The organism is Paenibacillus sp. FSL E2-0190 (assembly GCF_037992965.1).
GTDB classification, from domain to species: domain Bacteria; phylum Bacillota; class Bacilli; order Paenibacillales; family Paenibacillaceae; genus Paenibacillus_AQ; species Paenibacillus_AQ odorifer.
Window position 1 is genome coordinate 2,802,766 of record NZ_CP150306.1, and the last position, 23,887, is coordinate 2,826,652.

Annotated in this window: 19 protein-coding genes; 14 read left to right on the plus strand and 5 right to left on the minus strand. The window is 44.2% G+C overall.

What is annotated here, in order from left to right; all coding sequences use genetic code 11:
• Positions 1-573: 573 nt before the first annotated feature.
• The 4 genes from NST25_RS12055 (at position 574) to NST25_RS12070 (ending at position 6,330) form a co-directional block, all read left to right on the plus strand.
• The gene (locus tag NST25_RS12055; protein ID WP_340394066.1) at positions 574-2,460 is read left to right on the plus strand and encodes a glucose PTS transporter subunit IIA; all 1,887 of its coding nucleotides are present in this window, start codon (positions 574-576) and stop codon (positions 2,458-2,460) included.
• A complete protein-coding gene (ptsP, locus tag NST25_RS12060) occupies positions 2,457-4,226 on the plus strand; it encodes a phosphoenolpyruvate--protein phosphotransferase (RefSeq protein WP_076136100.1) in 1,770 nt (589 codons plus the stop codon). Before NST25_RS12055 ends, ptsP begins: the two co-directional genes overlap by 4 nt.
• A 180-nt stretch (positions 4,227-4,406) precedes the next feature.
• Complete coding sequence (locus NST25_RS12065; protein ID WP_094902125.1) at positions 4,407-4,937, plus strand: sigma-70 family RNA polymerase sigma factor; 531 nt, start codon at positions 4,407-4,409, stop codon at positions 4,935-4,937.
• The gene (locus NST25_RS12070; RefSeq protein WP_340394069.1) at positions 4,930-6,330 is read left to right on the plus strand and encodes a DUF4179 domain-containing protein; all 1,401 of its coding nucleotides are present in this window, start codon (positions 4,930-4,932) and stop codon (positions 6,328-6,330) included. The genes NST25_RS12065 and NST25_RS12070 overlap by 8 nt, the downstream gene beginning before the upstream one ends.
• A gap of 91 nt (positions 6,331-6,421) precedes the next feature.
• On the opposite strand, the gene NST25_RS12075 is transcribed toward NST25_RS12070, so the two are convergent.
• Positions 6,422-6,946, minus strand: coding sequence for a type 1 glutamine amidotransferase domain-containing protein (locus NST25_RS12075; protein WP_076189861.1), 525 nt, complete (start codon positions 6,944-6,946; stop codon positions 6,422-6,424).
• A 209-nt stretch (positions 6,947-7,155) separates the two neighbouring features.
• Here NST25_RS12075 and NST25_RS12080 point away from each other — a divergent pair, with 209 nt between their 5' ends.
• The 3 genes from NST25_RS12080 to NST25_RS12090 all read left to right on the plus strand — a co-directional run bounded on the left by NST25_RS12080 (position 7,156) and on the right by NST25_RS12090 (position 9,671).
• Positions 7,156-7,620 carry a hypothetical protein gene (locus tag NST25_RS12080; protein ID WP_076279819.1) on the plus strand — a complete coding sequence of 155 codons (465 nt, stop codon included), beginning with the start codon at positions 7,156-7,158 and terminating at the stop codon, positions 7,618-7,620.
• Positions 7,621-7,872: 252 nt separating this feature from the next.
• The gene (gene ccpA / locus NST25_RS12085; RefSeq protein ID WP_036686140.1) at positions 7,873-8,883 is read left to right on the plus strand and encodes a catabolite control protein A; all 1,011 of its coding nucleotides are present in this window, start codon (positions 7,873-7,875) and stop codon (positions 8,881-8,883) included.
• Between the two features lie 92 nt (positions 8,884-8,975).
• Positions 8,976-9,671 (plus strand): 5'-methylthioadenosine/adenosylhomocysteine nucleosidase, encoded by a 696-nt coding sequence (locus NST25_RS12090; RefSeq protein ID WP_339190654.1) that lies wholly within the window; start codon positions 8,976-8,978, stop codon positions 9,669-9,671.
• Between the two features lie 3 nt (positions 9,672-9,674).
• Here the strand turns inward: NST25_RS12090 and NST25_RS12095 are convergent, their stop codons facing one another.
• Positions 9,675-10,307 carry a GNAT family N-acetyltransferase gene (locus NST25_RS12095; RefSeq protein WP_076189864.1) on the minus strand — a complete coding sequence of 211 codons (633 nt, stop codon included), beginning with the start codon at positions 10,305-10,307 and terminating at the stop codon, positions 9,675-9,677.
• A 159-nt stretch (positions 10,308-10,466) separates the two neighbouring features.
• Here NST25_RS12095 and acsA point away from each other — a divergent pair, with 159 nt between their 5' ends.
• Complete coding sequence (gene acsA, locus NST25_RS12100; RefSeq protein WP_339190655.1) at positions 10,467-12,191, plus strand: acetate--CoA ligase; 1,725 nt, start codon at positions 10,467-10,469, stop codon at positions 12,189-12,191.
• A gap of 83 nt (positions 12,192-12,274) precedes the next feature.
• On the opposite strand, the gene NST25_RS12105 is transcribed toward acsA, so the two are convergent.
• Together NST25_RS12105 and rpsD are read right to left on the minus strand one after the other, a co-directional pair.
• On the minus strand, positions 12,275-15,190 hold the full coding sequence (locus NST25_RS12105; protein WP_339190657.1) for a transglycosylase domain-containing protein: 2,916 nt from the start codon (positions 15,188-15,190) through the stop codon (positions 12,275-12,277).
• A 244-nt stretch (positions 15,191-15,434) separates the two neighbouring features.
• Positions 15,435-16,034 (minus strand): 30S ribosomal protein S4, encoded by a 600-nt coding sequence (gene rpsD / locus NST25_RS12110; protein WP_036686147.1) that lies wholly within the window; start codon positions 16,032-16,034, stop codon positions 15,435-15,437.
• A gap of 400 nt (positions 16,035-16,434) precedes the next feature.
• Between rpsD and NST25_RS12115 the strand changes: the two genes are divergently transcribed.
• From NST25_RS12115 to NST25_RS12135, 5 genes are all read left to right on the plus strand, one after another.
• Positions 16,435-18,438 (plus strand): sensor domain-containing diguanylate cyclase, encoded by a 2,004-nt coding sequence (locus tag NST25_RS12115; RefSeq protein WP_076219420.1) that lies wholly within the window; start codon positions 16,435-16,437, stop codon positions 18,436-18,438.
• Between the two features lie 867 nt (positions 18,439-19,305).
• Positions 19,306-20,133 carry a hypothetical protein gene (locus NST25_RS12120; protein WP_339190659.1) on the plus strand — a complete coding sequence of 276 codons (828 nt, stop codon included), beginning with the start codon at positions 19,306-19,308 and terminating at the stop codon, positions 20,131-20,133.
• A 95-nt stretch (positions 20,134-20,228) separates the two neighbouring features.
• Positions 20,229-21,344, plus strand: coding sequence for an aminopeptidase (locus tag NST25_RS12125; protein ID WP_036686152.1), 1,116 nt, complete (start codon positions 20,229-20,231; stop codon positions 21,342-21,344).
• Positions 21,345-21,450: 106 nt separating this feature from the next.
• A complete protein-coding gene (locus tag NST25_RS12130) occupies positions 21,451-21,696 on the plus strand; it encodes an HPr family phosphocarrier protein (protein ID WP_036686154.1) in 246 nt (81 codons plus the stop codon).
• Positions 21,697-21,898: 202 nt separating this feature from the next.
• Positions 21,899-22,195 (plus strand): YlaN family protein, encoded by a 297-nt coding sequence (locus NST25_RS12135; RefSeq protein ID WP_036686156.1) that lies wholly within the window; start codon positions 21,899-21,901, stop codon positions 22,193-22,195.
• 87 nt (positions 22,196-22,282) lie between these two features.
• On the opposite strand, the gene cax is transcribed toward NST25_RS12135, so the two are convergent.
• Positions 22,283-23,353, minus strand: coding sequence for a calcium/proton exchanger (cax, locus tag NST25_RS12140; protein WP_076304153.1), 1,071 nt, complete (start codon positions 23,351-23,353; stop codon positions 22,283-22,285).
• 154 nt (positions 23,354-23,507) lie between these two features.
• Between cax and NST25_RS12145 the strand changes: the two genes are divergently transcribed.
• On the plus strand, positions 23,508-23,873 hold the full coding sequence (locus NST25_RS12145) for an Asp23/Gls24 family envelope stress response protein (RefSeq protein ID WP_019911482.1): 366 nt from the start codon (positions 23,508-23,510) through the stop codon (positions 23,871-23,873).
• Positions 23,874-23,887: the final 14 nt, after the last annotated feature.

The window sequence follows — 23,887 nt, forward strand, 5'->3', positions numbered from 1 at the left end:
CTAACTGTGAGTTTAGGGTGTTGGAGATAGTTAATGGGGGAGAATAGTTCGATGTTATGAAGCGAATGCTCTGAGATCAGATCAGATCAGTTCAGACCAGACCACACCAGACCAGACCAGACCAGACCAGACCAAATCATACCTGATCTGATCAGTTATGCTAGGGACATCTATAGGACAGCTGCGCAAGGGAATAATTGCACTTTATACAACTAAATCGTCGAAATAGCTATCTAAATGCGAAATAGTTGCACTTTGTACACTTAAAACGCCTCAAAGATTAGATGAAGTGGAAAATCACTAAAAATAGTTGTATGAAGTACAGTTAAAAAAGTGCTCAGAGTAACGCCGATATAAATAGTTGCACAAAGTACACTTAAACTCGATTCTAACTCTGTAGTATCGATAGCCTCACGTAAATACCAGCCGTTCTATGGATACTAATGAATAAATGTTTAGTGGAATGTGAGAATATTTGTTTTAAAAATGTAACGTGAAGATCTCATGAGTTTCTTTTGACAAAAATCCCCGCAGCGCTTACCATTCAATATAGAAAGAAAGGAGAGGGTAGCCTTGAATTGGCTCGGATCATTGCAGCAATTGGGCAGAGCCATAATGCTTCCTACCATGGTACTGCCGGCGGCAGCCATTTTGCTGAGTTTGGGCAGCTTACCTTGGTCTGCATGGGGACTTTCTTCGGTGTCTGAAGTGGCTACTTACGCGGGGCAGGCAATATTTTATTATATGCCTTATTTGTTCGCTGTAGGTGTAGCATGGGGGTTATCCAATCAAGCCGGAACAGCGGGTCTGGCAGCGCTGGCTGGGATGTTCACTTACGACCGAATTGTCACCCAAATGGGAGACGGGCTTGTACAACCTGCAACACTAATCGGAATTTTGCTGGGGATCGTTGCCGGTGTCGCGCAAAACCGGTTTAAAAATATTAAGCTTCCAGAGGCGATCCAGTTTTTTGGAGGGTCGCGTTTTGTTTTGCTGTTCATGGGCTTGTTTTCTGCCGGGTTCGCATGGGTAATGTTAGGAATATCTCCGCTGCTGCAGATAGGGCTGGATAATCTTTTTCAGGGAATATTGCAGACGGGCGGGCTTGGTGTTTTTATCTATGGGGTCCTATATAGGGTTCTGACCGCTTTTGGACTACATCATATTCTTAATAATGTGTTTTGGTTTCAATTTGGGAATTTTACGACTCCTGATGGCAGTGCTGTGGTTCAGGGGGATTTGCCGCGTTTTTTTGCAGGCGATCCAACGGCGGGGATTTTTATGGCGGGGTTGTTTCCGATTATGATGTTTGCGCTGCCTGCCATTGCTTTTGCAATTATTCAGGAAGCGCGCGAGGATTTGAAGCCCAAGATTAAAAAGACTTTTGTGCGGGCGGCGTTGGTTTGTTTTTTGACCGGGGTTTCGGAGCAGATCGAATTTGCATTTTTATTTGCTTCTCCGTATTTATTCGCGGTACATACTGTAATGTCCGGTCTCGCTATGGTACTGACCTACATGCTGGGAATCCATCACGGGTTCTCCTATTCGGCTGGAGCCATCGATTTCTTCTTGAACATGCATTTGTCACAGAGGGCTTGGCTGCTGATTCCGATTGGTATCGGCTACGGGATTGTATACTATAATTTATTTCGCTGGGCGATTCGCCGTTTTCAAATCCCGACACCGGGGCGTGAAGAAGGTTCAGAGCTTGGGGATTGGGCCGGCAATATCCCTTATCAGGCACCGCTGATCTTAGAGGCGCTTGGAGGCAAGGAGAATATTGTACAAGTGCAGTCCTGTATCACCCGTCTGCGGCTTACCGTTCATAATGACCGATATATAGATACTGGAGCGCTTAAAGGTTTAGGTTCTGCTGGGATTATCAAGCTAGGCGGCGGAAATGTCCAGGTAGTATTTGGCACGTATTCAGAACTGATCCGCGAGGAGATTAATAAGCTTATGCTTCGTGATTTACCGCAGGTGCTGTTCAGTTCGCCAATGCAGGGTAGAATGATGCCCATTGAGGAAGTGCCTGATCACATTTTTGCAGCTAAGCTAGTGGGGGATGGGGTTGCATTTTTGCCGGAAAAAGGGGAACTTACTTCACCCGTATTCGGGAAAGTTATGCACGTCTATCCTACAATGCATGCCGTGGGTATTTCGACGCCGGAAGGGTTGGAAGTACTCATGCATATAGGGATCGACACTTCACAGCTCAAGGGACCCTTTGAGGCGGTTGTAAAAGAAGGCGACAGCGTGGAGCCGGGTCAATTGCTTGTTAAATTCGACCTCGCTTATTTGCGTGAACATGCGGCCTCATTGGCTACACCGATGGTGATCACGAATCCTGATCGAGTCAAATCATGGAGCTATGCTCCATTTAAAAATGTTAAAAAGGGGCAATCATCAGTAATGTCCGTAGTCTTACACGAAAGTAACGTTGGAGGGATTGAAGGATGATACAAGGCATAGGCGCAGCAGCAGGTGTAGCTATCGGGAAGGCCTTTGTCTTGCCGAACTGGGAATGGAGCTTACCGGATACACAAGTTAACCCAGTGGATCTAGCTAAGGAGTTTGAGCGTTTATACGAAGGTATCCGTACCTCTAAGGACGAGATTGAATTCATCAAAAAAGAGTTCAGAGAAGTGGTAGGTCCGGAGGAATCGAGTATTTTTGATGCTCATCTGGCGATCTTAGATGATCCTGTGTTCATGAGTGAAATCCGCGGGATCATTGAGCGCCAGTACAAGGCGGCAGAAGTAGCTGTGAAAGAAGCGATTGATCATTTTGTAGCGATGTTTGATCTGCTAGACGATGAGTACATGAAGGAGCGGGCGGTGGATATCAAGGATGTCGGAAACCGTCTTTTAAAACATCTTTTAGGCGCTCCAGAGGTTACGTTACCATCGGATACACAGCCATATATTCTTGTTGCGAAGGAGTTGTCTCCTTCCCAGCTAGCTCACTTGAATCCAACTTATGTTCTAGGTATTGTCACCATGATGGGCGGTAAAACCTCACATTCCTCCATTATGGCTCGTGCGCTAGGCATTCCTCTTGTAGCAGGCTTGGAGAATAATCTGTCTAATCCTATTCAGACCGGGGACATGCTTGTGATCGACGGTGATACCGGATCTGTACAAATCCATCCAGATGAACTTACGATAAATGAATACGTAGCGATTCGGGATAAACAGCATAAAAAGAAAGAGCAACTGGAACTGCTCGCCACCGTGGAGGCTGTTACCAAGGATGGTGTGAACCTGCGACTTGCCGGTAATATCAGTTCAGTTAAAGAACTCAACATAGCGCTTAAGTATGGAGCTGAAGGTGTGGGTCTGTTCCGCACAGAGTTTCTTTATATGGACCGCAGATCTTTTCCAACTGAGGATGAACAATTTGAAGTGTATAAACAGGTTGTCGAGAAGGTGGGCAATAACACTGTAGTGATTCGTACGCTCGATATTGGCGGGGACAAGCAGTTGGATTATATTCAGCTGCCTGAAGAACAGAATCCTTTCCTTGGTTATCGGGCGATTCGCATCAGCTTGGACCGATTAGATATGTTCAAAACCCAGCTAAGTGCCATTTTGCGGGCAAGTGCATACGGGAATGTAAAGTTAATGTTTCCAATGATTTCTTCCGTAGAGGAAGTGCAGGCGGCAAAAGTTGTTTTAGAAGAAGTGAAAGCTGAGCTGGAGCAACGAGATATCCCTTTTAACCGGAATCTTCCTGTGGGTATTATGATTGAAGTTCCGGCGGCGGTTATGATTGCTGATTTACTTGCTGAGGAAGTTGACTTTTTCAGTATCGGCACTAATGATTTGGTTCAATATGTGTTAGCGGTAGACCGTATGAATGAACAAATTGCTCATATGTATCATCCGTACCATCCAGCGGTTCTGCGAATGATCCGTATGACGGTAGAAGCGGCACGTAATGCCAAGATTGATATCAGTGTATGTGGTGAAATGGCGGCGGATGAGCGTTCTTTGCCTCTTTGGCTGGAGCTTGGAATTAGAGAACTCAGCATGTCGCCGCAGGCGCTGCTGAAGGTTAAACACCGCACACTGAACACACTGGCCAAGGATGCTAAAAGAATCGCCAAAGCGTGTTTCCACCATCGTACAAGCTCAGAGACGGAAGAAATGTTAACTGCGTTTGCCCAAAAAAGTGGTCTTACACTTGGATCAAGCGGGGAACTACAGGAGAAAGCCTCATCCTAAAATTACTGTAACTTTTATTCAATTCATATCAAGGTTCGGCATTCTTGCCGAGCCTTTTTCTTTATTTAAGCCATACTTTTTAAAAAAACAAAACCGTTTGCCGTGCGGCGCAGTCAATACATAGAGAGAGTTACACAGAACCGATTTAAGAATAAAGGCAAGGGGGGAGGCAGGCCGAAAATGGATCACATTATAAATGACGAAATGGAAATGGCTGCTACGGACGAAGAGCTGTTTTATGAGCAAGTGGCTGGACAGAAAAGAAAACTTTATAGCATTGCTTACAGCTATTTACGAAATGAAGCGGATTCGCTGGAGGTTTTGCAGGAGGCCACCTGCCGTGCATGGATTAAACGAAAAAGCTTAAAAGATGCGGAGCGTTTCGCTCCTTGGTTAACACGTATTTTGATTAATTGCTGTAATGATGAGCTGAAGCGCCGAAAGAGGAATACAGTCGCAGAAGCTGCTCGAAGTGATGAGGGGATCATGGAGATGAAAAGTGACCGCAGACTGGACATGGAACAAGCGCTGGATGGAGTGAAACCCAAATATCGCCAAGTGCTGGTGCTCAAATATTACAAGGATATGACCCTTGCCGAGATTGCAGAGGTGCTGGATAAACCCGAGGGCACAGTGAAGACATGGCTGAATAAAGGATTAAAACAACTGCGTGACAAAATGAAGCGGAAGGGGGAGCTATTTTATGGCTGAGTCTGAAGAGAAGCTGCTTAAAGATTATTTTCAGAAAATCGATGCGGAGGCAGAAGAAATTCTGGATGTAAAACTGGACACCGCGATCCGCAAGGGGATGCAGCAAGGGAACCGTTCACGTTTGCCTTTTAGAAAAAAGTACGCTGTTGTTGTATTGGTAGTCTTGGCATTCTCCTTACTTATAATTGTGCCTTGGGCAAATCAGATGATAAATCCCGTACGTGCGCAATTACCTCCAAAAAGCTGGGGTCAGCTTGAAGTGTTTAGACCCGTTATTGCTAATAATCTGACGATTAAATCAGCACTTGATGCGGGGATGATGAAGGAGGTAAATATCTCTTCTCCTGAGGTGGACGGGATAACATGGACTGTTAATGGAATCATTGCAGACCGAAGAGGCATTGCGGTGCTTTATACAATCCAGAACAATACGGATCAGAAGATGCGGCTTTTTGGCTTGTCTTTGAAAAAGACTCCAGAGGATAAATACCACCTTAGTGGATACAGCGGGTTTAGCACTTCTAATGCACAAGAGGTTGGGTCCCCTGGGACGACTCGTATGTATGAGCAAATCGTCTGGGATAAATATCAGGATGAGATACCAGAGGAGTTGAATATCACACTATCGCTTTTTCCAGATGATCTTGGTCAAGTTTTTAATAACAAGGATATAAAAGAAATGGATGTCAAAATTCCACTGGAAGCTGATAACAATTATTTTGAAGGAGAACTCGTTGATCTGAAGGATAGTCTGTCTATCGGCGGACAGAAAATTATAATGGACCAGGTTTATATTGGGCCTACGGGTATTTATATGCGACAAACCTTTGGCAGAGAGAATACAATGAGGATTTTCAGTTTGCTTTCACCTAAGCTTGTCCTCGGAAAAGGGGATCATCAAGAGGAACTAATGTGGGCAAGTGGTTCGAATATTTACCACAATGACAATATGAGACCTGATGATCCAATCAAACTTGAAGTTGAGGGAATCTCTGCTCTAGATCAGTCAGAGGTCGAGCTAGTGATTAACACGGAAACACAGCAGATTTTAAAGGCAGCTGATAGCTATCTCACGATTTCTAAACGGACCGCGGACGATGAGAAGGGGATTATATTATTGGATTTATTGATTCCCAAAAAAGTTGAGGAGTTGCATGAAGCAACCGGTTTTGGGATAGATGATAATTTTGTGGATAGTGCTGGAAGCGGACATTGGCTTGTACATGATTCTGAGAGTTATTCTAGATATAGAGAATACCGTGAAGACGCTAAGGGAACTACAATAACTTATTATCTTAACGTAGGCAAAGAAAAGCTGCCTCAACCTTTGACTTTTAGGTTTACAAATTATCCAAATATGATCATGGAGACGGATTCCATGCGGATTAGATAACCATCTGGATTTTAAACGCCTCAAATCAAAAGCCCTGTTCCTCAAATTGTGAGAAACAGGGCTTGTTTGATTTTAACTATATTCCTACTGTTTATTCCCCAGCTAGTGCATCGCAAAAGGCTTTGCCGTATGGCGGAAGATCTGGCGGGCGGCGAGCAGAAATGATATGTCCATCCGTAACCACAGCTTCATCCTTCCAGATGGCTCCGGCATTCTCCATGTCATCACGGATGCCTGGCGTGGAGGTGACGGTTACACCTTCCAGAATTTTAGCAGAAATTAATACCCAGCCTGCATGGCAGATCTGCCCAATCGGTTTTTTAGCCGCATTAAAATCCTGTACAAGCTTTAGAACGGCACTGTATCTACGGATTTTATCAGGAGCCCAGCCGCCTGGAACCAAAATCCCATCATAATCTGCGGCATTAAGCTCGTCCCAGGAGTATTCTGCTTTAGCAGGTACGCCATATTTACCGATGTACGTCTTATCTTTTTCCAGACCTGCCAAGTGAACCTCGGCACCTTCTTCTCTCACCCGATACACGGGATACCAGAGCTCCAAATCTTCAAATTCATCGTCTACGAGTGCTATGACCTTTTTACCGGCTAGTCTCATTTAGTTAAGCTCCTTTCGATTCCCATGATTCTTTCATTATTCTATCAAATTTAAAATATGAAGTCATCTTTAGGGATGTAAATTATAGACAAATTGCCAATTTAATCATTATATGCAATAAAGGAGGGTTTTAATCGAGTAGAGTCGAATATAGAAGTTGAAAAAGTCAAACTTTGTGCTTTATTAATTTTGTGCAAGAGGTGTAGAAGATGTATAAAGATAATTTGATGGAGAAGTTGTGCAGTTGTGGTGGCCTCATGAACTTACATATGCATTCTTTGATTTTTAATACGAAGATGAAGATTACCCATGTTCCTGTCTATACCTGCCCAGAATGCGCTAGTTATGAACCTTTGCAGTTTATTAAAGCAGATCTAGGCAAATTAGTAAAAGAACTCAGTGGAGAGGATCCGGGAAAAGATTTTTTGTTTACGGAGAGAAATGAATTGGCCAGTGTATTAAAAGAATCTTTGTCAGAAACTATAATAGGGGGAATATCAGAACTAGAGACGATAATCCGAGAGAGGATTCAGAGCCGAGTCGATATGCTTCTCGATATCTATCGTTTAGCTGAAAAGCTGTCAGACCAGCATTGGATGGAAGAAACTAGTCGAAGATTGTCTCAATTAACCTTCCAAATGGCTGAAAATGAAGATTATAAAAAAATTGTGTGAAAATAATGAAAATTTTTCACGGAATGTTGGATTTTTCACTCACTTTTTGTTACGATAGATAGAAGTTACATTATTGATGCTCTTGGACAGGTTAACCAGCACTGGTCACAATTTTAATCCAGGGTGACGTTTTCAGCCTTGAAAGAAATTTTGAAAGGAAAATGAAGCGTTATCATTGCACAAATGTACAAAGTGTCGTATCATATTTTTAATTAGTCGAACGATAAAATTTATCGCAATGGAGAGAGTAATTTGACGGTAACCATTTACGATGTAGCTCGAGAAGCAGGCGTATCTATGGCTACGGTATCACGGGTTGTGAATAATAACCCTAACGTGAAACCGCAGACCCGGAAGAAAGTTTTTGAAGCGATTGAACGTTTGGGATATCGTCCCAATGCCGTGGCAAGAGGTCTTGCCAGTAAGAAAACGACAACCGTTGGGGTTGTCATCCCTGATATTTCAAACTCGATTTTTGCAGAAATTGCACGCGGGATTGAAGATATCGCGAACATGTATCATTACAATATCATATTGTGTAACGCGGATAAGCGTAAAGAGAAAGAAATTCGTGTCATTAATACCCTTTTGGAGAAACAGGTCGATGGTCTGCTCTTCATGGGGGGGACAGTAACTGACGAACATATTCAAGCTTTCCAGACTTCTGCAGTTCCGATTGTTCTATGTGCTACACGGGATGAGAAGGGAACTTATCCTTCCGTTGACATCGATCATGAAACCGCTGCTTTTGATGCTGTGAACACATTGATTCGTCACGGTCATCGTGAGATCGCTATGATCAGTGGCACACTGCAGGATCCTGCAAATGGATATGCGCGTTTCCATGGTTACAAGAAAGCATTGGAACAGGCAGGAATCGAGTACCAAGAGGATTTGGTACGCATCGGTAACTACCGCTATGAATCTGGTGTAGAAGCAATGAAGTATTTCCTTGGACTCAAGAAGAAACCAACCGCTATTTTTGCGGCAACGGATGAAATGGCTATTGGTGCCATTCACAGTATTCAAGATGAAGGTCTGAAGGTACCGGATGATTTCTCCATCATTAGTGTGGATAATATTCGTATGGCTTCGATGGTTCGTCCTTTGCTGACAACCGTAGCTCAGCCTATGTACGATTTGGGCGCAGTTGCGATGAGACTTTTGACCAAGCTTATGAAGAAAGAAACCGTTGAGAATCCGCGGGTTATCCTGCCTCATGAAACGATTCTCCGCTTGTCGGTTAATCATCTGAATAAGTAATTTAAGAACTGAACAGTTATTCCGTAAAAAGCTCCTTATGGAGCTTTTTATGTTTTTATTTGCTAAATAAATCTTCAAAGGAGGTATTTACTGTGAGTGAAATCATCGGATTAATCGGAGCGATGGATGAAGAAATCAAGCTGCTTCTAGAGGGTATGGAGGACAAGCGGACAAAAGTTAAAGCAGGTATACAATATTACATAGGAAACATATTAGGAAAATCCGTAGTGCTCTGTAAATCTGGCGTGGGTAAAGTAAATGCAGCAGTTACGACTCAGATTCTAATTGATAATTTTGGCGTATCCCGTGTGCTGTTTACTGGGGTTGCTGGAGCAGTACATGCTGAATTGAATATTGGAGATATTGTTATAGCATCTACATGTGTACAACATGACATGGATGCTACGGGGCTTGGGTTCGCAAGAGGCGAAATTCCTTATCAGGAGACTTCCGTCTTCCAGGCAGACCCTGCGCTAGTGCAGCTTGCTGAGAAGGCATGCAATGAGCTAGGTCAAAAGTACTTGATAGGCAAGGTGTTATCTGGTGATCAATTCATTTCTAATGCGGAGATTGTAGCTGAATTAAGAGAGCAAATGGATGGAGCTTGTGTGGAAATGGAAGGGGCGGCGGTTGCCCAAGTCTGTCATATGAACGCCACGCCCTTTGTCATCATTCGCTCCATGTCAGATAAGTCTGATGGATCAGCTGAGGTGAATTTCAGGGAATTTACAGTACAATCTTCACAACGCTCGCATTCCATATTAGAATTTATGCTGCAGCATATTTAATGATCAATACATAAAGCGTTGTCTAAAACGTACTCTGTCAAAGGTCTCCTGGGAGGACATGGGCACCTCTTGTCCAATGCGAACCATTAGGCAGTTAGCGGGATGTGAGCAAATTTCTGGATCATCCGTAGCATACCAAACCATATTTACGGTCTTCATCAGCCGTTCCATCATCTGGCGATAGGCCCATACGTCCAGCCCACTGCCTTTTAAATCCCAGTGCCAGTAATACTCTGTTGTAAAAACAATACAATTCTCCAATTGCTCCCGCTCAAAAGCAGTAGAAACCAGCAGCCGGCCTAGTCCGGCCCCTCTATAATCATTACTCACCTCTATCGCTCCAAGCTCAATAAGATCCTCCATACCACCCTGTGACCATAACTCCATTTCATCTGGATAATGGAAGGTCACATAGCCTACTATAACGTCATTCTCTACTGCGGTAATTACACGGCCCTCTGGCAAGCTGGCGATCTCTACGAGCGCCTCTTGCTGCTCTAAGGGCCTGCGGAAAGCATCAAGGTCCTGATGCATATGCAGGACTTCAAGGTCCTCGGGAGATCGGGGTCCGCTCACAGTTATCGTTCTACCCATATAGGAGAGAGTATGGGAAATAGGGATTTTGCGATGCTCCATGACAGTGCTCCTTTCAGATCAAAAAAATGGTATGTAAACGCTTGCTATGGTATACTAATTCAGACATAAAAAATTCACATTCATTGCATTGACATCATTATTTAAAACATGAGTCTTACCCTTAAAGCTTAAATCAAACGAGTGAGGGAGGCAAGAGTGATGGGTCAAGTCCATAGCGAAATTTTGCCGGGTCGTGTGCAGAGCTCCAATATGTCTGATTATGCGGAGGCAGTAGCCAATTTTGAGTGGGAGGATGTTGAACGTAATTTCTCATGGTATGAAACCGGCAAGGTTAATATGGCCTATGAAGCCGTTGATCGCCATGTGGATGAAGGGCGGGGAGCGGCAACGGCCCTACTCTACAGTGACACTGTACGGGAAGAATCCTATACATTTGCCGATCTGCAGGAGCGGTCGAACCGGTTCGGAAATGTATTGCGTAAATATGGCATCAGTAAAGGAGATAGGGTATTTATTTTTATGCCTCGCCAACCGGAACTGTATTTCAGTCTGCTAGGTATTCTCAAAATCGGAGCCATAGCAGGACCCTTATTTGAAGCCTTTATGGAAACAGCAGTTAAGGATCGTTTGGAGGATAGTGGGGCTGTTGCGCTGGTAACTACGCCAGAATTGCTGCATCGGGTCAAGCGAGAAGAGCTTCCTGAGCTGCGTCATATTTTTCTAGTAGGTGGAGCAACTGATATTGAGCAAGGAAACTTAGGATTCGCAGAAGAGATGGCTAACGTTTCTGCTGATCTTAATTTAGAATGGCTTGATTTGGACGATGGCCTTATTATGCATTATACTTCTGGTTCTACAGGTAAGCCCAAAGGCGTTTATCATGTGCATAGAGCAATGATTCAACATTATTATACAGGTAGAGTAGTGCTAGATCTACGTCAAGACGATATATACTGGTGTACGGCAGATCCTGGCTGGGTGACCGGAACTTCATACGGCATATTTGCCCCTTGGTTAAACGGGGTGACCAATGTAGTCAGAGGTGGCCGCTTTAGTCCTCAGGATTGGTATAAGACAATCGAACGGAATAAGGTATCTGTATGGTACAGCGCACCTACAGCTTTTCGTATGTTGATGGGTGCAGGGGAGCACTCTTTACAGGGGATTGATTTAAGCAGTTTGCGCCATGTTCTATCGGTTGGTGAACCGTTAAATCCGGAAGTAGTACGTTGGGGAGATAAATTTTACAATCAGCGTATTCATGATACTTGGTGGATGACTGAAACAGGGGCACAATTGATTTGTAATTATCCGTCAATGGATATCAAACCAGGCTCGATGGGCCGTCCGTTACCGGGGATTGAAGCAGCGATTCTGGATGACCGGGGAAATGTTCTCCCGCCTTTTTCTATGGGGAATCTTGCGATAAAAACTTCGTGGCCATCCATGATGAAAACGATCTGGAACAATCAGACGAAGTATGAGGAATATTTCCGGATTCCTGGCTGGTACATTTCTGGCGATTCAGCTTATATGGATGACGAAGGATACTTCTGGTTTCAGGGACGAATTGATGATGTTATCAACTCTTCTGGTGAGCGTATTGGTCCATTTGAAGTGGAGAGCAAATTAGTGGAGCATCCGGCAGTGGCAGAAGCGGGTGTAATCGGCAAACCGGATCTTGTGCGGGGGGAGATTATTAAGGCTTTTATCTCGCTTAGAGAAGGTTATACTCCAACTGCTGCCTTGAAAGAGGAGATCGCCGCTTTTGTCAAAGCGGGTCTGTCTGCACATGCTGCCCCGCGGGAAATCGAGTTTAAGGATAAACTTCCGAAGACACGATCAGGTAAAATTATGCGGCGTGTCCTGAAGGCATGGGAGCTGCATTTACCGACAGGAGATCTATCCACGATTGAGGATTAGAATGAATTGTAAAAAAACACCGTTCCCCGATGAATTCATGGGAACGGTGTTTTGCTGTGTAAAATTATTTAATGATCTTTGGGTTAACGTGTCCCTGCATTATTACCTGCTGTGGTATTATTACTGCCTCCAGTACTGTTACCTCCGCCGGCTGGTGTTTCCGTCGGTAGTAGCGGGAGAATGTTACCTGGATCCTCAATAACGTCTCCTGGTGTCGTCTCAGGCTCTGTAGGCGCCTCTGTACCAGGTTGTTGATCAGGTGTAGGAGTTGCTTCGGGTGTTGGTGTAATCCCTCCAGCAACGCTGCCAGAAGCCGTCTCATTACCTGCAACATCCACGGCGGTTACATAAAAGGTTGCATTAGCACTTGCAGGTGTACCCGGTGTGAATACCTTGTTCTCATCTGCCATGAGTATAGATTGCTTCTGGAAAGAACCTCCGTTTAATGAACGATATAAGCGGTATCCCACAACATCTGCCGAGCTGCTAGCGGAGAAGTTGATGACCGCTTTACCAGTGCTATAAGAGACGTTAACATTTCCGGGAGCAGCAGGGGAAGCCCCATCGTCCACACGTGGATCAACTTCTGTTGGGAAATCCGTCTTGGCATCGGCTGGCATATAATACTCCAGTGATTTATGATCCTTCATCTTAGGGAAGGCAGCCAGGAGTTCTTTGACTAGTTCCTGTATCGGCTTCTCGCGTTTAACGACGATTTTTTCCTTTAGGAACTCCTCTGGAGTGCCTTCCAACGGGATATAATTGACGCCTTTGTAAGTAATATACTTGGCTTTGGAAATCCCGTCGTCACTCTCTTTTGGCACATATTTTGTATTAAATATATCCGTTGTGAATTTATCAGTCAGGGATGTTGGCAGTTTGCCGCTATATGCGGAAACTGTCTTTTTGATAATTCCCTCAGGTTGTGCAAATTTGTCTGTGACGAATAGTTCCGGCTGCTTATCAATGACAGCATTCAACACTTTTGCCCATAATGTTTGGGCTTGACGTTTTTGTGTATCTCCCGTAAGAGTGTTGATTTGCTCTTTATAGCCGACCCACATTCCCAGTGTGACATCAGGAGTGTAGCCCATAAACCATACGTCTCCATAATTCTGGGTAGATCCAGTCTTACCGACAATCGGAATTTCTTTAGAGTGTTTATATTCTCTTTTTACTGTGCTGGCTGTACCCTCTGTAATTACAGTTCGCAGCATATCTGTCATTAGGTAAGCTGTTTGCTTAGAGAATACTTGCTCAGGATTAACCTTGTGCTGATAGATAATTTTGCCCTCTGAATTGACGATTTTCTCAATCATGTAGGCATCATTAAAAGCTCCTTGGTTACCGATAGCGGAATAGGCATTGGTTAACTCTTCTACGGATACTCCGTATTTCAGACCGCCTATAACCCCAGTCTGCGCGCTGTAATCATCATCTGTGAGGGTGGTGATCCCCAGCTTTTTAGTAAAGGCCCAAGATTTCTCTATTCCGACCTTTTCATTAAACAGCTTAAGCGCAGGCAAGTTGAGCGATTTGTTAAGTGCGTAACGGGCAGTGACCAGACCTTGATAGCGATTGTTGGCATTCTTAGGAATGTGGAATCCTTTTCCGCCGTCTTTTAGAATAATTGGCGCGTCATCCACAATCCCGGCAGGCTGAATCAGCCCTGCATCTAAGGCTGGTAAATAAGCTGAAATTGGCTTCATAGTCGATCCGGGCTGACGGATCATTTGGGTAGCATAATTCATCTGCTCAATATTGAAGTCGCGACCCTCAATCATGCCGAGAATGGCTCCGCTTTTGTTGTCGATTAACATGCCAGCCGTTTGTTCCATACCTTTGGTTTTGCTGTCTTTAGTAAAATTATTGCTGTCTTCTGAGACACTATGCATTGCATTGTAAACTTTTTTATCAATGGTTGTGTAGACTCGATAACCGCCGGTCATGAGCTGCTGTCTTGCTTCCTCAAGTAACACGGCATTGTCAGTAGTGCTATTGGCATCCGTTGTGCCATTTTTCTCTTCATTCAATGATAGAAGGATCTCGGATGCTTTACGCTCAGTCTCCATCATCAGATATGGATAGGTAGCATAGGCTTTTTTGGTGTGCGGCGCCAGAGAACTCTTGATATCAAATTGAAGGGCTTCATCATATTGAGAGGTAGTGATCTTATTCTCCTCAAGCATACGACGAAGTACAAGATGTTGACGGTCCATAGCTCTGTTGAAAGCTTTTTCGTTGAATTCACCTATGCCATTAAATGCAGAATAAGTGGAAGGGAGCTGCGGAAGACCAGCCAAATAAGCTGCTTGAGCCACGTTCAATTTGTCCAGATCGTCTAGACCGAATATCCCTTTGGCTGCTGCTTTAATTCCGAATACATTGTAGCCATTCGAACCATTGCCGAAAGGAACCTTATTCAGATAAGCCGTTAATATTTCTTGTTTGGTCAAGAAGCGTTCCAATCTAAGAGAAAGTAGAATTTCTTTTACTTTGCGATCTTCTGTCCGATCCAGATTCAGGAATACACGTCTTGCGAGCTGCTGGGTGAGTGTACTGCCTCCGGTCTGAACGGATTCATTGAGAAGCTTTTGTTTGACGGCACGCAAGGTGCCTTTGAAATCCACGCCATTATGCTCATTAAAATTATTGTCCTCTATAGCGAGAACTGCATCGATAATAAGCTGGGGGATATCGTTGAATTCAATGAGCCTTCGGTCTTCTTCTGTCCGAAGCTGGCCGATCGGTGCGCCGTCTCGGAAATAAGCGAATCCGGTGATCGCATTTTGACTGACCTGCTGCTGAATCATTTCTTCGGAGCGAACAGGTTCATCCTTCACAATGGAAGCGACATAGCCTGCTACAGCACCACCGGCAAATAGAACGCCTATTATTCCAAGAATAAACATCCACTTAACTACAGAACCGAACCTGCTTAGGGCGGATCTGCGGGGTGAAGGCTTCTTAGCGTTTTTTTTCTTGTTCTCTTGAGCCATCGACGATAATTCCTCCTTTTAACGGAATTATTATAGCATAAATTGGCGTTTTTGAATGCGCTTCTACCTGATTCTCATGGTCTTAAGATTCGACTTTTGTGCAAAAATTATAAATAAAGTAATTTAGGGTATGATTTGCGGGAGCATAACCTTTTACAAACGGCATGGAATTTAGGATATTGACATAACAAAAAGCCCCCGGATTAATCCGGAGGCTTCGGTCATACCCGCTAAAAGCGAGATATTAACGGTTGTAGAACTCGACGATTTGTTTCTCATCGATATCCTGGGAAAGCTCGGAACGTTCTGGCAAACGAATATATTTACCTTCGAAAGATCCTTCAGCATATTCCAGGTAAGCTGGAAGGTGGTTACGGTTAGCAAGAGCTTCTTTAATGGAAGCCATGCCTTGGCTCTTCTCGCGAAGACCGATAACGTCGCCTAAGCTTACACGGTAAGAAGCGATGTCGACTTTTTTGCCGTTTACAGTTACGTGTCCGTGGGATACCAACTGACGTGCTCCAGCACGGGAGTTAGCAAATCCAAGACGGTAAACTAGGTTGTCCAAGCGGCTTTCAAGCAAGAACATGAAGTTTTCGCCCGCAAGACCTGGAAGTTTTTGTGCTTTAGCGAAGAGAGTACGGAATTGTTTCTCTCCCAAGCCGTACATGTGACGCAGTTTTTGTTTTTCCAAAAGCTGCATTCCGTAGTTACTTACTTTTCTGCGTTGGTTAGCGCCGTGTTGTCCTGGTGGGAAAGGGCGTTTCAGGTCTTTGCCTGTACCGCTAAGGGAAATGCCCAGACGGCGGCTGAGTTTGAATTTAGGTCCGGTGTAACGTGCCATGTTATAGTAGACTCCTTTATATTTGAAATTTCAGGTTAGGGCTCTATTTGCGCCGCATTTCGTATCCGTGATTAGCATTATTGGCTTCCACACTACCAGGGAAGTTCAGCCGCTGCCCTGGCAGTAACGAAATGCGTGAGGGTGACACAACGTTACGCCCAAGTAAGACTTGTTACAGTCTTGTTCAACAATAAATATTATATGAAAGTAGCATATAAAGTCAAGCGCATATTAAAAGAGTTTTTGTCATTCTTTGTCGTTAGTTCTTTGGTCCTAAAAAAAATCCCGGAAATAAGGAAAATATAATGCAATACACAAAGAAAGGGAGTAAAATATAGTTAATTAGATGTTAATTGGGAAGGTTTTTTTTCTTAAATGAGAAGCAAAGGGGATCTTCGTTATGTCAGAACAGAAAGCATACGCTTCTCAAGACAGTCGTATGCTGATACAGGACAAATTGCACACTAGTAGAGATTCCGAAGATCCCACCGCCTGGCTTAGGGAAACGGAAATAGTGTCCCATGACTTCCCATATTTGGCCAATCTGATTGCAGACAGCTTCGAGGAATGGATCGATGGGCTAGAGGCTCTACCATTCGCTAAATCATGGGATTGGTGTGTGCTGAATTTTGAAGGCAGATATTTTGCTAATATTGCCGATCAGCAAGAACGATGGAGGCACCAATGGGAGCAAGCGGCTGCAGCTAGTTTACTTTCTGGCGCAACCTCATCTGTTCAACTTACGGTGCAGGGTCAGGATATGAGCTTTTTTACTATACCGCTCATCACTCGCGTTGACAAAGAAATTTTTGCCTTCCTGGGCTGTGCTATGCCGACACAACAATATTTAATGGGTGGACGAGATACTGCTGAGGCTATATCTTTGCAGTACAGGACCATATTCTATCATAAGTTTGAACATATTTTTGTAACTGATCTTGCGAGTGTTCATCAACATGCTGAACGTGAGAGCAATCGCCGCTCCTTGTTATTTCAGATCGTTCAGCGGATGCATGACAATATTGATGTGAACGCTGTGCTTACGGAGGTTATAGATAGCATTTCTGCAATGTACCCTGGTGCTAGGCTTGAGCTGTTTATGTCGCAAGATCACCGCAGCACTCATCCGCAGGTCAAACCTTTACCGTTTCAGATGTCCAGTGATGATGTCTGCGCTAGAGCATTTAAAGACGGCCGTGTTGCTCTGAACACCAACACTGAAGATCAACACATTGTAGAGATTGGTCTTCCGCTAGGCGGGAAGCAAGGGGTTTATGGCGTATTCCACATGGTGATGGATAACTCGATCTTTATGGATGTAGATTTACGGTTTCTCTCGATGGTGGCGGATACCGCAGGTACTGCTTTTGAGAATGCCAAGCTGTATGAACGCTCCAATCAGCTCATTCGTGAGCTGCGTATGAGTAACGAACTTACACAACGGCTGAATCAGAGCTTGCGTTTAGGGGATATTTTTCAATTTGCGTTTGAAGAGCTGCTTGAGATGTTTGGCGCTGACTACTGCTGTATTTTACATATGAACGAAGAAAAGGGCGGGCTAGAGGTTATTGCTTGCAATCATTCCTCCTTGCAAAATGAAATTTTAGAAGTAGGACAAGGTTTAGGCGGGAAGGTCTATACTACTGGGGAATCATTAATCATGTCTAACTACATAGATAATCCTAATACTACTTCTCGTTTAATGAATGCTACCGGGTCGCAGTCGCTGATTGCCACACCTTTAAGTGTAGGTGGTGAAGTGCGTGGTGCCATCATGTTGGCGCATCGCGATGCCCATTATTTCTCTTATGACAATTACAGATTGCTTCAGGCGATGGCGGGGCATATTGGACTAGCTGTAGGGAATGCAAGGCTGCATGCCGAAGTTAGACGTCTAGCGAACAGAGATAGCCTAACTGGACTTTATGCTCGTCATTATCTGGACGAAGAAATAAAGGAACGGCAGTCTACAGATTTTTGCGGTTGCTTAATTGTTGTGGATATCGATCAGTTCAAGATGGTGAATGATACCTATGGTCATCAAAAGGGCGACAAGATCTTAAAAGAGGTCAGTGAAATTGTGAAGTCCTCCATCCGTCAAGGGGATATTGCTGCGAGGTGGGGTGGAGAAGAACTGTCGGTCTATTTACCATTAATGGGAGTAGAACAGGCAGTAAATGTGGCTGAACGTATTCGTAAGCGAGTGATGAATGAGACCGAACCTAATGTAACAGTGTCCTGCGGTATAGCGGAATGGAGCTGGATGGACGAACGTGTAAGCGTCGAATCCCTGTTCTATCGAGCAGATATGGCACTGTATAAAGCTAAGAACAATGGGCGTAACCAAGTGATCGTTGACACTAAAGAGAATGGCAGCGGTGTGAAGGGATTGCCTCATAAGTAAAAAAAATAGCAGAGCAGCGGTTCTCCCGTTATTGGAGAGTCGCTGCTTTTTGTTTTGGCAGATGGCTTGCTGCTTCGACTGTGTATCAAATATGCCGCTGCGATGCATTCGGACTCAGATGACGCTATTGGCGTGTATTTTGCCTTTGGGGCATGTTTTCGGACACCAGAGACACTATTGCTTGGAAAAAGACTCATTTTGTGCGTTTTTAAGGTCAATAGCTGCGCTGGAGTCCGTTGGTATGGGAAATATCGGGAAATGCTGCGTTAAGGGTCAGCTGTGTCCGATAGAGATAACGGCGTGGCGACTGCAACGGTCATATTCGCGCATTAGCATTTGAACAGCGGTTCTCCCGTAATAAGGAGTTGCTGGTCATTGTTTTGTTAGTTGGCTCGCTGCTTCGACTGGTGTATTCATCATGCTGCGAGGCCTTCGGACTCAGATGACGCTATTGGCGTGTATTTTGCCTTTGGGGCATGTTATCGGACACCAGAGACACTATTGCTTAGTAATGGGGGCATATCGGGCACAATTCGGGTAAATAGCTGCGCTGGAGTCCGTTGGCATACGAAATACCGCAAAATACTGTAATTAAGGTCAACTGTGTCCTATAGAGACAACGGCGTGGCGACTGGCAGCGGTAACTTCGTGAGTCTGAAGGTGGTATGTACTGACATTCAGAAGCAAGCGACGAACGCGCATAAGCTAGAGCTTAGAGCAATGTATGAAAACCGATAGCAGCAACGTATTTGCATCTGTATAAGGCGCGCAGGAAGGGAGAACCCTATAGTGGGCTGTAAAGTAAAATACTCCAAGAAAGGCCTGATGACCGTGAGAAAGTCATTATTACTGAAGGGGTTAGTTCTTATGATTTTTACCTTGTCCTGCGTGTTCAACAGCGGTTGCAGTGTTATTAGAGACAAACCAGCCAAGGAAGATCTAAGTTTGGTGTTAGCGGGTATAACGGGCAGCGATGGGGTTACTTTTAAAGGGTCAACCATGCTTACAAAGGGTGGAAAGACCGTTCCGGAATCCATGATATTTTACGAAGGCACAGTACAGGACCATAAGAAGGTCAATCTGTATACACTGCTTCCTGATAAATCCTCATCCACAAAAAAATCAGCAAATAGCGCTAAAGATTTAAAAAGCAGCATCACTTCTATGAAAGCTTTCCATAGTCAGCTAGAGAAAAAAGAGGGGGAATGGGTAGCGTTGACCACTGAAGGTTCCTCTGAGGACGGAAATCCGCTTGCTTTGCTTAATCCGTTGAAACAGCTGGAGGAGCTGCAATCCATGGAGGCTAATGTGACTGAAGATGCGGGTGCAGGCAGAGGGACAAATGTGCTGCGGATCGAGCTGACGCCTGCTGAGGCCAGAAAGCAGCTGACTGCTGAATTGGAAAAAGAGATGCAAGACCTTCGACCTGAAACACCAGATTCTGCAGGAAAAATAACAAAGAACGATCAGGCGGTTACGCAAGCTTTGGTGGAGCTATGGGAGAAGAAAAATAATGAATTACAGCAAAAGCTGAAACAAGCTAATGTTGAGACTGTCTACCATTTAACCGTTGATACAAAACATAATCTGCCGAGAAAGCTCACCTTAAATCGTAAGGTTACCTACTCGGAAGCGGGGAATAAATCTGATAATGAAACTTATGTATCACAGGTGAATTTTTCAGGCTTTCGTTGATTTTCACATTATCCCACAGGTCTTGCGCTCCATACAGGGCGTGCTACAATAGAAAAGCTTGCTTATTTTTTAGACAGAGGAAGGAAGAATACACAATGAAAGATCCCAGAATTCAAAAGCTGGCAGCTAACCTAGTCGGTTATTCTGTAAATGTCCAGCCAGGCGAGAACGTGCTCGTCGAAATGATTGGCAATGAAAGAGATTTAATCAAAGCTGTTGTAGAGGAAATCGGCAAGGCCGGCGGTCATGCTTTTGTACAATTAACAGATCGTACAGTCCTGCGCAGCATGCTTAAATACGCAACTCGTGAGAGTCTTCAGACATGGGCTGAAATTGACTTGAACCGGATGAAGCAAATGGATTGTTATATCGGGATTCGTGCAGGTGAGAATGTGAACGATCTGTCCGATGTTCCTGAAGAAAATATGAAATTGTATAACTCGCTGTACTCTCATCCAGTGCATAGCGAACAACGTGTGAAGCATACGAAGTGGGTAGTACTGCGTTATCCGAATGCGAGCATGGCTCAGCTTGCGAATATTAGCACTGAAGCGTTTGAGGACTTTTATTTCGAAGTGTGTAATTTGGATTACGCCAAGATGGACAAGGCTCAGGATGCTTTAGCTGATCTCATGCGCAGAACGGATAAGGTACATATTTTGAGTGCTGGAACAGATCTTAAGTTCTCGATTAAAGGAATCGGTGCAGAGAAATGCTCCGGGCAAAAAAATATTCCGGATGGCGAGGTTTACAGCGCCCCAGTTCGCGATTCTGTAAATGGAACGATCAGCTATAATGCACCGTCAGTATATAATGGAGTGACCTTTGAAAATATCAAATTCAAATTCGAGAACGGAAAAATTGTTGAAGCCACCAGCAATGACTCCGCCCGTTTGAACGAAATTTTGAATTCAGATGACGGAGCACGTCATATTGGCGAATTCGCTATTGGTTTTAACCCTTACATTCTTCACCCGATGAATGATATTCTTTTTGACGAAAAAATCGCAGGCAGCCTGCACTTTACGCCAGGACAAGCATATGATGTTACAGATAACGGTAACCGCTCCTCCATTCACTGGGATCTTGTGTTGATCCAACGTCCCGATTATGGCGGCGGTGAAATTTATTTTGACGATGTATTGATCCGTAAGGATGGAATTTTTGTGTTGCCGGAACTCGAAGGTCTGAATCCTGAAAACTTGAAATAAAATGTAATAACAAGAAAACTCCTTGCACAAGTAAGCGGATTCAATGTATCATAAGAAATGATAACAAAAGACTAAAGTTTTATAATCAAGTTGCGGAGGGATTTCTATGTCCAGTAACAATGCGGCAATTGTCGATATTGCCCAAACGGCAGGCCAGTTCAACTCTTCAATCGTTCTTCAAGCGGACAACAAGTACATTGATGTTAAAAGTATCCTTGGTTTGTTCACTACTTTGGTATCCAGCCAAAGCTATGAGCTTCATGTTCATGGGGCAGATGCTGAAGAAGCTAAGAAGGCAATGACTGAAGTGTTTGCAAAACACGGTTTGAAATTCACAGTTGTTGCTGAGTAATAGTCGTGCTAAAAACGTCCTACCGGTTTTCGGTGGGGCGTTTTTTCTAGAAGTAGATACGAAACTTGATAGGATAACGCAGCAGGTTCTTTTAAATATATGGTTAGTATAAACTGAATTGTTGTATTGATACCGGATTTCGTCTAATATTAAGTAAAATAGTAAAAGCAGCTTAACTTTTGGACATGGGGGGGATAGAGGCATGACTTCATCGGAATTACAGGAACAGTATAATCTTAAAGCAATCAATCTTCTACAAGAAGATGCCGATAAAATTCAGCAACTTATAGAAGTGCAGATGGAGAATCTGGCAACACGCTACTGCCCTCTCTATGAGGAAGTGCTGGATACCCAGATGTACGGTTTCTCCAGAGAAGTGGATTTTGCGGTTAGAGCAGGTTTGGTCCCAGAGATTACTGGTAAGATGGTACTAAGTAAGCTGGAGCGTAACTTAGCAGTACTCTACGAGGCTTTGAACAACAAAGCGAAGGAAGAATAAATATCGGTTTCTTAAGTATTTATAGAAGCGCACATGAGGACGAATCGCTCATGTGCGCTTTTTGTTGTGTACAATGGTTAATAATGATTATACGAGATAGAAGGAGACTCCTAAAATCAGGTAGACCGTTAATAACAAGAGACCCTCATACCAGTTAGTCGAGCCGTCCTGAGTAATTGATTTGGCAATAAAGACAGCTACACCGATGGCGACAATTTCGATGGTCGTAAAAACTATGTCCATTGTATCACCCATGAAATAACTGGCGAAGATTAGGACAGGTGCTACGAACAGGGCGATTTGCAGACTGCTTCCAACCGCAATTTCTACTGCTGCACCGATTTTGTTCTTCATGGCCAGCATAATGGCTGCACTATGCTCTGCGGCATTACCGATGATAGCTACGAGGAACGCACCTACAAACAGCTCGCTGAATCCGAAACGTTCTGTCAAAGTCTCTAACGTTCCTACCAGCCACTCACTCACGAAGGCTACCATTACAGTGGCAAGCACGAGATAAAGGATGGATTTGTTTCTGGACCAAGCAGGGGCATGTTCATGAGCTAATTCTTCTTTACCCTCTTCTGTAACGTCCTCTAGATGTTTCTTATGCGTGATCATGGAGAAGATTAGCCAAGCTATGTACGAAGCGATGAGCAGCCCGGCAACGATTAAACTGAGCACATCGGTATCCTTCTCCGTAATAGAGTGGGTGGTAAAGAACATAGCGGGAACAAATAAGGCAATGACGGCAACGATCATCAGGGAGCCATTCATTCCGGCAAGGGTTACGTTGAAGTTCTGAACTTTGAACTTCATCCCGCCGGCGAAAATACTCAATCCTAGAACAAGCAACAGGTTGCCGATAATAGAACCGGTAAGACTGGCTTTGACCATGTCGAACAATCCTTCCTTAACCAGGAAGAAGGCAATGATTAGCTCAGCAGCATTGCCGAAGGTGGCGTTTAGGAAGCCGCCCAGTCGTTGTCCGGCATAATGAGCTACACTTTCAGTGGCCCGGCCGAGAAAACCAGCCACAAACACCACAGCGATTGCTGAGAGAATGAACTGCAGGGTATGATCCCAATCGGCATAATGGCCGATCGCACTAAGGATAAAGGCGATACCCATCAGTGATGGTGAAATCCATTTTTTCAATGTAAAGGACACTCCTATCTATGTATTTAGATTGAATTCATAATCAATATACCCAAATTGTTCCTAGGTGTAAACGAGAAAGCGATAAAGTGATTTGCTTTTTAGCCTGTTTTGGAATTACAATAATTGATAATGAGTGTAGGGGGGATATGGCATGGCAGAACAACTTCAACTGGAAATGGGAAATATACGAATTTCAAATGACGTCGTCTCAAAAATTGCCGGTTTGGCTGCCTTGGAGACTCCGGGAATTGCAGCCATGTCTGGTGGCCTGTCAGAAGGCTGGGCGAAACGTCTAAGCGGTAAGAACGTTCAGAAGGGCGTTACCGTTGAAGTAGGACAGCTGGAAGCAGCAGTAGATCTACGAATTATCGTTCTCTATGAAACACCGATCCACGAAGTGTGCCGGATGCTTCAGCAGAACGTACGTGAAGCTGTGGAGAGCATGACTGGACTTCATATTGTTGAGGTAAATGTCAAAGTTGAAGGCGTAGCTTTCAAGAATGATGAAATCTCTTAAAAAACTTGTACACA